This window comes from Anaerococcus lactolyticus S7-1-13 (assembly GCF_000758765.1).
GTDB lineage: Bacteria > Bacillota > Clostridia > Tissierellales > Peptoniphilaceae > Anaerococcus > Anaerococcus lactolyticus.
Genome location: NZ_JRMW01000032.1, coordinates 15,314 through 26,969, shown reverse-complemented (window position 1 = coordinate 26,969; position 11,656 = coordinate 15,314). Strand labels below are relative to the sequence as shown.

Here is an 11,656-nt window from a genome sequence, read left to right as displayed (position 1 = left end):
ATCCTTACTTACTAGTTACGGGTTTTCTTTCCTATTTTTATTATTGTCATTTTTCTATTCTCCTTTCTTTAAATTTATAATAGTTTACCATGGTAAAAGTTTTTTGTCAATTATTGCCAGCTGCGAATGAAATGATGGTATTTTTTCCATATTTTCTTGTATCTAGAACTTTAAAACGTCTAATTTTATAAGTATTGTCAAAATTTATATAAGAGTTAATCACAGTTCCAAGGCCTGTGACTTCAGTGATTCCAGCCTTATTTGTAATAGGTAAATTTGATTCAATGGAATAATTAATCATTTCGTCAAAAAGCTCTGGGTCGATGTCTGATGTGTAATTAAGTAGGGTAATATAGGCCTTATCTTCGCTTAAAAATAGATTGGTTTTAACATTGCCATAAAAGCCTTCTAAAAAAATTTGAAAGAGGATGTAGGCGGTGTTGTAGGAAAGATTCCTATATCTGAGTTTTTTATCAACAACTAATTCGATAGTATCTTCTGTGTATTTGCCCTTGACAGAAACGAGGTCCTTGCCCTTGTTTTCCTTAACTTCCACAACTTCAAGCCCACCAGCAGACTCGTAATCATTTATTAAGAAATCATCAGTAGGCATAAATATAGTTTTTTCTACTAACAACTGGCTGATATTATTTTTAAATCTTTTATCTTCTATTTTTGTATTAAACTTAAGAATTTCAGGATAATTTTCGTAAATTTTCATTTTTCCACCTCTAATCTATTATATCATATGATATAATGAAATAGAGGTTTTTATGAAAAAAAGAATCGCCTTTATTCTTCTGGGTCTAATCCTTGGAATATTGGGCTTTGTTAATTTTGAAAATATAAATATCCTTTATCTAGCAGGAACTCTAGGTGCACTTTGCCTTTTTACATATGCCAAAAGCAAGGACTATGCCATATTTTTTCTTGCAGTCCTACTTGGATTTTCTTTGGCGAGCTTTAAATTTTCCAGTATTAATCCTAGGGAGAAATCTAACGTAAACATAGGTTTTACTATTATTGATAAGAAGAAGAGCAAAAATTCCTTTAGATATACAATAAAAATCGACAAAAGCAAGCAAAAAGCCTTTATGTTTAATGAAGCTGACTTTGACATTGGAGATAAATTGGAATGCCAGGGGGATTTGAAATTAGTAAATACAAACACTAATCCAAATTTATTTTCCTACAGGCTCTATGCCATCTCTAAGGGGGTAGGACTTGAATTTAAGCCGAGAAAATTAAATCCTGAGGTAAGTAGGTTAAAGTCTAGTGATATTTTCCTTGGACTTAGGAGGAGATTTACAGCCTATATAAATAGGATTTTCAGGAAGAATTTATCAAAAGATTCAGCTGATTTTGTTATTTCAATAACCTTGGCTGACAATCTTTTTGATAGGGAAGATATAAACAAGTTGGGTCTTGCACATATCCTCGCCATTTCTGGTTTTCATTTTGACTTGTTAATGACCTTTATGGTTTCGATTTTATCGATAATTGGTTTTTCCTATAAAAAATCCATGGTATTCACCTTAAGCCTTGCTCTAATTTATGCCTATATAATTGGCTTTGCTTATTCAATTCTCAGGGTTTTGATAGTAAGTACAATCATCTTTTTGGGATTTTTGTTAAGGAGGGGTGTTGATAGGGTCAAGGCCTTGATGGTAGCGGCAATTTTGATTTTATTTATAAATCCCTTTGCTATTTTAAATACAGGCTACATCCTGTCATTCATGACCATGCTTGCAATTTACAAGATATATCCACGACTTAAGGTATATTTCAAAGAAGGTTTTTTAAGAAATAATATCGCCTTTACAACTAGTATTCAATTTGCTGTTTTGCCTTTTAGTGTATATTATTTTAGGTATTTTAATTTCCTAAGTATAGTTGCAAACTTCTTAGTTGTGCCGGTGTTTGAGATTGCCATGTATATTATTTTTTGTCTGATATTTTTATATCCTGTCCTAAGAAGTTTATTAAAGCCAGGTTTCATAATCCTAGATATGATAATAAGATCAATAATAAATATGACAGTAGTTCTCAGCAAGGTTAGAATTTTTACCTTGGAATTTATGGCGGAAAGTATATTTGTTAGTCTTTTTCTTTTTGTCTTAATTTTTGTACTTACAAATATTAAAACTAAGAAAAACTTAGGAAGATTTTTGAAAATGGCCCTTGCCATTGTCCTTATCTCAATTGTAGTAAGAAATCTTGATAGACCTATAGAATATCAAATGATTGACATCGGCCAGGGCGACGCCTTTTTATTAAATGATAAGGGAAAATATTATATGGTAGATGTTGGGGGTCCTAAGTATAAGGATTATGATTCAGGCGAGAGGATTTTGGTCCCATATTTAAAAAGCATTGGCATCAAAGAAATTGAAGCAGCTTTTATTAGCCACGAAGATTCTGACCATGCAGGCAATCTTGATATTTTAAGAAAAAACTTTACGGTTAAAAATATTATTACTGATGATAAGGTATCAAAAGAATTTAAGCATAAGTACAAGCCTGTATTTATGAAAAAAGGCGATGATTTCAAACTATCAGAAGGAAACATCCATTGCGTTTATGATGGGACGGATGGGGTCATTGAGAAAAATGATCAGTCACTTGGCTTGGTAATTGATATTAGGGGCAATAAGATATTGACTATGGGTGATTTGTCTTCGACTTATGAGGATAAATTAAGGGTTAAGGCAGATATTCTAAAATTATCCCATCATGGTTCAGCTCATTCGTCTTCTAAGAAATTTATAAAAGAAGTAGACCCTAAAATGGTTTTAATTTCAGCTGGCAGGGACAATTCTTATGGTCATCCAAGCAAGGAAGCTCTTAATAACGTAGGAAAAATAAAAAAGTATAACACTCAAACAGATGGACTTGTAAAAATTAATTTTTATAAGGGGAGAGTGAAGGTGGAAAAATACTTGAAAGGAGGATTTTTTAGGTGAAATATATAGAGTTTTTCAAAAATTTTGTAAATTTTAAAACGGCAGGCATATATTTATTTGACTCAAAAGAAGAATATTTAAATACAACAATAATCGAAGAAGCGGAAAGACTTATTAATATAAAGGACTTTAACCTCATAAAAATAAAAGGTGAGACAGACTTTGAAACCATGAAAAATTCTTATGAAACTTATCCTGTTATGGAAGATAAAAAAATAATAATTTGGCAAAATATTGATTTATCCAAGGATGGGGTTAAAAATTATAATATCATTTTAGAAAAGCTAGCAGAAGATGCAAAAAAATTTCCATCCTATGCGACACTTTTGATTTTTTCAGATACAACTCCTTTTAAAGGGAAATTTTATAAGGAGATTTCTAAAAATGGGACAATAGTTGTAATTGACAGGTTAAATAACAATGAACTCAGGTCATTTATTGGCAGGAGATTTATAAAAAATAAGAAAAAAATTTCAAATATTTATATAGATGAGATTATCAATAGGTTTTCATATCTGGCTTATAATAGCGAAATTGATTTGTTTGAGATTGTAAACTCTGTTGATAAGATTATTTCAAATTCTACTGATGAAATTATTAAAAAAGAAGATATAGAAGATCAATTAGATCAGGTATTAAATCTTAACATATTTAACTTAACAGATGCGATAGCAAGTAAAAATATAAAAGGAGCCTTTAAAACCTTGCTTTTGATGGAAAAATCAGGCGAAGATTTATTTATGATTTACCACATGCTAATTAGGCAATTTAGGATACTAACAACAGTAAAAAGTTTGAGCAATCAAAATTTCAACGACAGTTTTATAATGAAAGCTAGTAAAATTGGATCTTTTGAATTGAGAAAGGCAAAGGCTAATATAAAAAATTATAGCATGGATAGTCTGATAGATATCAATGATAGGTTAATGGATATGGAACTTAGGTCCAAGTCAGAGAGTTTTGAAATGAAAGGCGAACTAATGAAGCTTGTTGCCTTTGTGGGGACAAAATAAGAGTGGGAGACCACTCTTTTTTATATATAACTATAACTTATTGATTGAAAAAATTGCTGGAAGGTCTGATACTTTAGTAAAAAAATTTTAACATTTTGCGACTACGAAAAAAGAACGCTTCTTCCCTCGACCTCGCTCGGGATAAAATTCATCGCGTCCTTTTTTCTCCGCTGCATAATGTTTTTCATCAATTTCTCTTCACAACCTCGTTGCTTGATAAATTGTGAAAACCGTAAAAAATTTTGTTTGCAAAATTTTTTACTACATTTAAAATGAGTGATTATCAGTAGTCATATGTCGGGATCCATTACTGATTATCACTCATTTTTCTTATGCGTTTAGTTTTTTAGCTAACTTTGATGCTGTTGCTGCTACTCTGTTTTTGTGAATAACATTTTTGCTTTCAGCTTGTTTTAATTTCTTATCAACAACTTTAAAGATTTCTCTTGCTTCATCAAGGTTGCCAGCTTCTACTAAAGCTTCAAACTTTTTGATGTAAGTTTTGATTTCTGATTTTCTAGCCTTGTTTCTAAGGTTGTTTCTCTTAGCAACTTCAATTCTTTTTTGGCTTGATTTAATATTTGCCATCTGTTTTCACCTCTCTTCTTTTTTTGCTTGACTTATGTATTCTACCATATATTGATTAAAAGCTCAAGTTTTTATTTAGATTAAGCAAATTTTTTTGAGAATTAGGGTCAACTAGTATATAATTAATAAGAAATGAGAGGTTAGAAATGAAAGAAGAAAATATAAAAAATAAAAAAGAAGATTCGCTTTTAGATATCGTGTGGGATTGGGTTAAAACTATCCTTATAGCCCTTGCTATTACAATTTTTGTAAAGCAATTTATTATCGATGCTACAATAGTTTCTGGTAAATCAATGTTAAATACTCTTCATAGTGGTGATTGGCTTATGGTTAATAAAATAGGCAAGCATTTTAGAGATTTCCACAGGGGAGAGATTGTTATTTTACATGCGCCTGATTTTCCTAATAGACTTTATGTAAAAAGAGTAATAGGCACCCCAGGGGACCTTGTTGAACTAAGGGATGGGGCTGTTTATGTAAATGACCAAAAACTTGAAGAGAAGTATGTCCCAGTTGATGAAACTCCAGCCAAGACTGATCAGACTAGTTGGATTTTAGGTGACAGGGAATACTTGGTTTTTGGTGACAATAGGGTCAATTCAAATGATTCTAGAGATTTTGGTAAGATTTACAAGGAAGAAATTGTGGGCCACGCATTTTTCAGGATTTATCCATTTGCTGATGCTGGTTTGATTGATAACCATCCTTATGATAATTAAATTAGTAGGAGTTATATGACAAAGAGAAAAGATAATATTAGAAATTTTTCTATTATTGCTCATATTGACCATGGCAAGTCGACCCTTGCTGATAGGCTCATTGAAAAGAGCGAAAATATCAGTCAGAGAGATATAAAAGAGCAAATGCTTGATGATATGGAACTTGAGCAAGAACGTGGGATTACTATTAAATTAAAGTCGATTAAAATTCATTACAAGGCTGATGATGGAAAGGTATATGACCTAAATTTAATAGATACTCCAGGCCACGTAGACTTTAATTATGAAGTTTCAAGATCTCTTAAGGCTTGTGAAGGAGCTATTCTTGTTGTTGATGCTAGTCAAGGTGTAGAAGCACAGACCTTAGCTAATACCTATCTTGCTTTGGAACAAAATTTAGAAATCCTTCCAGTTTTAAATAAAATTGACCTACCAAGTGCGAGGGTTGATGAAGTTAAGCTTGAAATTGAAAATGAAATCGGTCTTGATACGGATAAGGCACCTTTAGTTTCTGCCAAAACTGGTCTAAATATTGATGACGTGCTTGAGGATATTGTTAATAATATTCCTGCTCCTGAAGATCATGATGATAAGCCTCTTAAGGCTCTTATATTTGACTCTTACTATGATTCGTATGTAGGGGTGATTTGCTATATAAGGGTCTTTGAAGGTGTGGTTCGTCCTGGTGATGAGATTAAGATGATGAATACTGGCAAGGTTTTTGAAGTAAACCAAGTTGGCTACACATCAAAGGGAAGAGTTGCAACAAAAGAATTAAGAAGTGGCGACGTTGGCTTTATCGAAGCGTCTATCAAGCAAGTTAAGGATGCGAGGGTAGGAGATACAATCACAACTGTAGATAATCCGACTGATAAACCACTTACAGGTTATAAGGAAGTCTTACCTATGGTTTATTCAGGTATTTACCCAGCTGAGGGAGAGTCTTTTGATAAATTAAGAGATTCTTTGGAAAAACTCCAGGTTAATGATGCGGCCTTAGTATTTGAGCAAGAAAATTCTCAGGCCCTAGGTGTTGGTTTAAGAGCAGGTTTCCTTGGACTTTTACACATGGATATTATTACTCAAAGACTAGAAAGAGAATATGACCTTGATATCATAGCAACAGCTCCGTCTGTAATTTATAAAATAAAGCTAAAGGGTGTGGATGATGAAAAGGAATTACAAAACCCTAATGATTTTCCTGACCCTACAGAAATCCAATATATCAGAGAACCTGTAACCATTTCTGAAATAATCACACCAAAAGACTACATTGGTCAAGTTATGGATCTTGCTCAATCAAGACGTGGTGTTTTAATAAATATGACTTATATAGATGAAAATAGGGTGTCAATTAAGTATAAAATTCCACTAAGTGAGGTTATTTATAACTTCTTTGACTCTTTGAAATCTAGAACCAAGGGTTATGCCTCTTTGGATTATGAAGTAAAAGATTATCAAGTTTCAGACCTTGTTAAACTTGATATCCTCATCAATGAACAAAATGTCGATGCCCTATCACTTATTGTTCATAGGGATAATGCCTATGCTAGGGGACGTGGTATTGTTGAAAAATTAAAGGATGAAATTCCAAGACAACAATTTGCAGTACCAATCCAAGCTGCTATAGGTGGAAAAATTATTGCAAGAGAGACTGTAAAAGCTCTTAGAAAAGACGTAATTGCGAAGTGTTACGGTGGCGATATTTCAAGAAAGAAAAAACTTCTTGAAAAGCAAAAAGAAGGTAAGAAGAGGATGCGTCAACTTGGTAGCGTTGAAGTGCCACAAGATGCCTTCCTATCAGTATTAAAATTAGATGATGAATAAAAAAAGGATGTGAACTTACATCCTTTTTTGCTCTTTGAATATACTTAAAAATATGAAAAATAGATAAATCCCTAGACTTAATAATAAAATGTATTTAAAATCGCTTGTTGGATAAAAGCTAGCTGTATTTATTCCTTTTACTGCAAGGATACCAAGGAAAAGTGCAAGAGGAAATCCTAAGAATATTGTTTTTATTGGTAAACTTATAGATTTTTTCTTAAATTTTTCTATTGGGGCTATTAGCAGGCTAAGAAATACAAATCCTATAATTGAAATTCTTGCATAAAATCCATAGATTAATCTTGGAAGGAGAGTCTGTCGAACTTCTCCAGATCCTATAACCATTTTTGGCATGGATTCGTGGTTTTGGTAGAGAACAGTTTTTATCTCATCTTTGTGAAAAGTTAGTGATTTTTTAGGTCTTTCTTTATTGAAAAATTCATCATACTTTGTAGTGTAGGCGTCTAGGTAGATGGTATCTTCTGTATCAGTGTAATCTATCCCGCTGACCTTATCAGAAAATTCTACTGTGTAAATGTCATCGCCCCTGTAAACTTTGTACAAGTCTTTTTCATATTCAATATGCCTAGGCATGTTTAGATAAGATATGATAAAAATGAGTATTGATCCGATAAGCGAGACCACTGCTAGGGTGAAAAATCTAGTCTCTTTTTTTATCCTTTTTTCTACAAAATCTAGGGGCTTTGTATTTTCATTTTTAATTTCGATTTCATCTGTCAATATCTTCTTGCACTTAGGGCAAGACTTTAAATGGTCTGCTACAAATTTAACTGATTCTTCGCTTAAAAGATTTTCCTTATATAAGGGAAGTAAATCTTTTATAAGTTGGCAATTATTCATTATTTTCCTCCATTAATTTTTTTAATTGCTCCTTGGCCCTGTGGTAGATAACACAGGCCCAGTTTTGATTTTTCTTATAAATCTCTCCAATTTCCTTAAAAGATAAGTCGTTAAGCCTGAGCCTTACGACATCCTTATAAGGATTTTCAAGCTTATCTATCGCTTTTTCCAAAATAGATAGACTTTCTTTTTCTAAAATATCTTTCTCAAAAGATCCTAAAGCTAAGTCGAAATCTTCGATATTTTCTGTGAGTAAAATCCTCTTGTTTTTCTTATAATAGTTGTAATAGGTGTTTTTGCCTATTTGAAATAAGTAGGATTTCACTTTATCATCATCTATTCTTTCTATATTTTTCATTGCCTTTATAAAAGATCCCGAACATATATCTTGGGCGACTTCCTTGTTTTTGCATAGATATAGCAAAAACCTATATAAATCATCAAAATATATCCTATATATTTTTTCTATATCCATGGTTCCTCCTTCATATAGTAGACAAATAACTTAATCATATCTTACAAAATTTTTAAAAAAAATTCCATTGTTGTATAGTATTCCTAGCAGAGTAAAGGAGGATATATGGATATTAAAGTTGATTTTACTGACTTAGTAATTAAAACTGACAGGCTCCTTTTGAGGACCTTTAGAGATAGTGATTTAGAAGATTTTTACCAATATGCTAAGACCCCTGGTCTTGGAGAAATGGCTGGTTGGCCTCACCATGAAAGTTTAGATGATACCAGAAAAGTTTTAGAAAGATTTAAGAAAAACAAGGACGTTCTTGCCATAGAAAAAGATGGAAAAGTCATAGGCTCTATTGGCCTGCACCCAGTAGATGCTGAATTTTATCAAGAATTTAAGGATAAAAAGGGCAAGGAAATTGGTTTTGTCTTAAGCGAAGATTTTCACAGGCAGGGGCTAATGACAGAAGCTGCTAAAGCTCTTATGAAATATGCCTTTGAAGATTTGGACCTTGATTATATTTCAGCAGGTTATTTTAGGAATAATTTTAAGTCTAGGGATTTTCAAAAGAAGCTTGGCTTTACTTATTATGGCAGCCATGTTGTAAAAGTTCCTATGGGAATTTTAGCACCAGTTCACCAAACAATTTTCACAAAAGAAGATTATATAAATAACAAAACTGGGCAAGTGGAGGAGAAGAAACCTTTAAAAGCTAGAGAGGAATTGGTTTTAAAATCTTCTAGCGAGATAATTAAGAGATTATATTTTGAGAAGGAAAATGAATTTGTGCCTCAAAACTCTGAACATTCCCATTATATAGTTGTGATTGAGGGTAGGGTCAGGGTGATTTCTGATAAGAAGGAATACACATATTTCCCAGCTGATGCTCTAAGGATAAAAAAAGGCAAGGGTTTTAAGATTATAGCAAGGTCAGCTGCTAGGGTCTTATTGATAGAAGTGACTGGTAAAGATGAATAGGGTCGGAGCTTATATCCATATTCCCTTTTGCGAAAAAAAGTGCTACTATTGCGATTTTGCTGCCTTTCCAAACCTTGAAAAGTGGATTGAACCCTATGTAGAAAATTTAATAAAAGAGATAAGACTCTATAGGGAAAGGATGGATGTGATAATTGATTCGATTTACATAGGTGGGGGAACTCCTTCCTATATAAATCCAAGGTTGATTGAAAAAATTATCGGAGAAGTCTATAAGTTTAAGCACGATATCAAGGAGTTTACCATAGAAGCAAACCCTAAATCATTTGATATGGAGAAATTAAAAATTTATAGGGACTTAGGAATTAACAGGATTTCCCTGGGAGTTCAGTCCTTTGATGATGAGGTTTTAAAAAATATTGGCAGAAACCATACTAGCCAAATAGCCATCAGAGATATAGAAATGATTAGGGAGGCTGGTTTTACAAATCTTTCCTTTGACCTTATGCTAAATTTGCCGGGCCAAGACTTTTCTAGTGTTAAAAGAGATTTAGATATGGTTAAAAAATTAAAACCCAACCATATTTCTTGGTATTCCTTAATTTTGGATAAGGGTTCTAAATTTTATGCCCTTGATAAACAAGGCAAGCTTTCCTTGATGGACGATGATTTAGAAGTTGATATTTTTTCATATTTAATAGATGAACTTGAAAAAGTTGGTCTTCACCGTTATGAGGTATCAAATTTTGCTAAAAAGGGTTTTGAGTCCTTTCACAACAAAAAATATTGGAACCAGGAAGGTTACCTGGGTTTGGGAATTGCCGCGGCAGGTTATCTTTCTAACCTTAGGTACAACAATACACCAAACCTAGCCATTTACGATAAGATGCTCAAAGCAAATAAGCTTCCTATCATTAATAAGGATTTTATTGATAAAAATGAAAATGAAAAGGAATATATAATCTTTAAGCTAAGGGAAAGTGAAGGTATTGATTTATCGGAATTTAAGAATAGGTATGGGGTAGACTTCCTAAAAAAATATGCAAGGCAAATAAGTAAATTTAGAGATGATGGATTCTTTGAAATAGACTCAGCTATTAGGTTTACAAAAAAAGGTATGAGTCTTTCTAATGAATTTTTTGTTGAAATAATTTAAAACTTATTATTTTTTATATTTTTGGGTATATAAAAAATATAAAAAATTAAGGAGTTAATTATGAATATACAAAAAGTAACCATAGCAGGTGGCGGTGTACTAGGCGCTCAAATTGCCTATGCCGTAGCTTTTCACGGATATAATGTAACTATTTGGGGAAGGAAAGATGATTCAATCGAAAGAATTAAACCAAGGATTGACCGTCTTCATGAAATTTATAAGCAAGAATTAGACCTTGCCCCAACTTATATTGGAGAAAAAAATCCAAATTTCCCAAGATCATTTTTTGCATCAAAAGAAGAAATTACAGAAGAAAAAATAAAAGAATTAAAAGAAGCAAATGAAGAAGCCTACAAGGGTCTTACCTATACAACAGATCTTAAAGAAGCTTTTGGAGACGCAGATTTAGTCATAGAGGCAATTGCAGAAGTTGTTGATCAAAAGAAAGCTTTTTATGAAAAAATTGCCCCATACCTAAAAGAAGATGCAATCCTTGTGACAAATTCTTCAACCCTTCTTCCATCTATGTTTAGGGAATACACTGGCAGGGAAGAAAGGTTCTTAAGCCTTCACTTTGCAAATAATATCCACAGGCAAAACCTCGCAGAGGTTATGAAACACGATAGGACAGACGATGAAGTTTTCAAGGAAGTTATCGAATTTGCCAAAACAATTGGGATGTATCCAGCTGCAATCAAAAAAGAACAACCAGGCTATATCCTAAATTCAATCTTAGTTCCTGTTATAAATGCTGGCCTAGTCCTTTATGGTAAGGGTGTAGCAGATCCAGTTGACATTGATATGGACTGGAAAATAGGTACTGGTTCACCAAAAGGCCCATTTGAAATAATGGATATAGTTGGTATTACAACTGTGGTTAATGTATTAAGTGCAAATCCAGCTGCAAATGATCCATCAAGCCCAATAGGCAAGGCTTATATCAAGCTAAAAGAAATGCTAGATAAGGGACTTAAGGGAGTTGAAACTGGAGAAGGATTTTATAAGTATAAATAAGGATAAGTGTGGCTTATATGCCACTTTTTCTTTGAAAAAAATTGCGTCATATAATAATTTAAGTTTTGATATTAAATTAACTTGACATTTATTACTAACTTAGTATATTATTATTA

11 protein-coding genes are annotated in these 11,656 nt (G+C 32.5%); 7 read left to right on the top strand and 4 right to left on the bottom strand.

Translation table 11 applies throughout. The features are described from left to right. Nucleotides 1-106: 106 nt before the first annotated feature. Nucleotides 107-721, bottom strand: coding sequence for a hypothetical protein (locus HMPREF1630_RS04435; protein ID WP_037327456.1), 615 nt, complete (start codon nt 719-721; stop codon nt 107-109). A gap of 52 nt (nt 722-773) precedes the next feature. Here HMPREF1630_RS04435 and HMPREF1630_RS04430 point away from each other — a divergent pair, with 52 nt between their 5' ends. Continuing rightward, complete coding sequence (locus tag HMPREF1630_RS04430) at nt 774-2,963, top strand: DNA internalization-related competence protein ComEC/Rec2 (protein WP_037327454.1); 2,190 nt, start codon at nt 774-776, stop codon at nt 2,961-2,963. Then, nucleotides 2,960-3,976 (top strand): DNA polymerase III subunit delta, encoded by a 1,017-nt coding sequence (gene holA, locus HMPREF1630_RS04425; protein WP_052039368.1) that lies wholly within the window; start codon nt 2,960-2,962, stop codon nt 3,974-3,976. Before HMPREF1630_RS04430 ends, holA begins: the two co-directional genes overlap by 4 nt. 330 nt (nt 3,977-4,306) lie before the next feature. Here the strand turns inward: holA and rpsT are convergent, their stop codons facing one another. Then, nucleotides 4,307-4,564: a 30S ribosomal protein S20 gene (rpsT, locus tag HMPREF1630_RS04420; protein ID WP_004828807.1), complete on the bottom strand. Its 258-nt coding sequence runs from the start codon at nt 4,562-4,564 to the stop codon at nt 4,307-4,309. A gap of 146 nt (nt 4,565-4,710) precedes the next feature. On the opposite strand from rpsT, the gene lepB reads away from it, so the two are divergent. Continuing rightward, complete coding sequence (gene lepB, locus HMPREF1630_RS04415; RefSeq protein WP_004828808.1) at nt 4,711-5,283, top strand: signal peptidase I; 573 nt, start codon at nt 4,711-4,713, stop codon at nt 5,281-5,283. Nucleotides 5,284-5,298: 15 nt separating this feature from the next. Beyond that, a complete protein-coding gene (gene lepA / locus HMPREF1630_RS04410; RefSeq protein ID WP_004828809.1) occupies nt 5,299-7,110 on the top strand; it encodes a translation elongation factor 4 in 1,812 nt (603 codons plus the stop codon). Nucleotides 7,111-7,125: 15 nt separating this feature from the next. Here lepA and HMPREF1630_RS04405 read toward each other — a convergent pair whose 3' ends face one another. Further along, a complete protein-coding gene (locus HMPREF1630_RS04405; RefSeq protein ID WP_037327450.1) occupies nt 7,126-7,971 on the bottom strand; it encodes a zf-HC2 domain-containing protein in 846 nt (281 codons plus the stop codon). Beyond that, a complete protein-coding gene (locus HMPREF1630_RS04400) occupies nt 7,964-8,446 on the bottom strand; it encodes an RNA polymerase sigma factor (RefSeq protein WP_004828811.1) in 483 nt (160 codons plus the stop codon). Before HMPREF1630_RS04400 ends, HMPREF1630_RS04405 begins: the two co-directional genes overlap by 8 nt. A 105-nt stretch (nt 8,447-8,551) precedes the next feature. Here HMPREF1630_RS04400 and HMPREF1630_RS09230 point away from each other — a divergent pair, with 105 nt between their 5' ends. Genes HMPREF1630_RS09230 through HMPREF1630_RS04385 form a run of 3 tightly spaced genes read left to right on the top strand, consistent with a single transcriptional unit; the run spans nt 8,552 to nt 11,540 of the window. Beyond that, nucleotides 8,552-9,412, top strand: a complete 861-nt coding sequence (locus HMPREF1630_RS09230) for a GNAT family N-acetyltransferase (protein ID WP_052039367.1) — start codon at nt 8,552-8,554, stop codon at nt 9,410-9,412. Next, nucleotides 9,405-10,526, top strand: a complete 1,122-nt coding sequence (hemW, locus tag HMPREF1630_RS04390; protein ID WP_037327447.1) for a radical SAM family heme chaperone HemW — start codon at nt 9,405-9,407, stop codon at nt 10,524-10,526. The genes HMPREF1630_RS09230 and hemW overlap by 8 nt, the downstream gene beginning before the upstream one ends. 60 nt (nt 10,527-10,586) lie before the next feature. Continuing rightward, nucleotides 10,587-11,540: a 3-hydroxyacyl-CoA dehydrogenase gene (locus HMPREF1630_RS04385; protein WP_037327446.1), complete on the top strand. Its 954-nt coding sequence runs from the start codon at nt 10,587-10,589 to the stop codon at nt 11,538-11,540. Nucleotides 11,541-11,656 lie beyond the last annotated feature (116 nt).

Bases quoted from the DNA above. Each gene is read 5' to 3' on its own strand.
- lepB (WP_004828808.1), top strand. From the start codon at position 4,711: ATGAAAGAAGAAAATATAAAAAATAAAAAAGAAGATTCGCTTTTAGAT.
- HMPREF1630_RS04430 (WP_037327454.1), top strand. From the start codon at position 774: ATGAAAAAAAGAATCGCCTTTATTCTTCTGGGTCTAATCCTTGGAATA.
- hemW (WP_037327447.1), top strand. From the start codon at position 9,405: ATGAATAGGGTCGGAGCTTATATCCATATTCCCTTTTGCGAAAAAAAG.
- HMPREF1630_RS09230 (WP_052039367.1), top strand. From the start codon at position 8,552: ATGGATATTAAAGTTGATTTTACTGACTTAGTAATTAAAACTGACAGG.
- rpsT (WP_004828807.1), bottom strand. From the start codon at position 4,564: ATGGCAAATATTAAATCAAGCCAAAAAAGAATTGAAGTTGCTAAGAGA.
- HMPREF1630_RS04435 (WP_037327456.1), bottom strand. From the start codon at position 721: ATGAAAATTTACGAAAATTATCCTGAAATTCTTAAGTTTAATACAAAA.
- HMPREF1630_RS04400 (WP_004828811.1), bottom strand. From the start codon at position 8,446: ATGGATATAGAAAAAATATATAGGATATATTTTGATGATTTATATAGG.
- HMPREF1630_RS04405 (WP_037327450.1), bottom strand. From the start codon at position 7,971: ATGAATAATTGCCAACTTATAAAAGATTTACTTCCCTTATATAAGGAA.
- lepA (WP_004828809.1), top strand. From the start codon at position 5,299: ATGACAAAGAGAAAAGATAATATTAGAAATTTTTCTATTATTGCTCAT.
- HMPREF1630_RS04385 (WP_037327446.1), top strand. From the start codon at position 10,587: ATGAATATACAAAAAGTAACCATAGCAGGTGGCGGTGTACTAGGCGCT.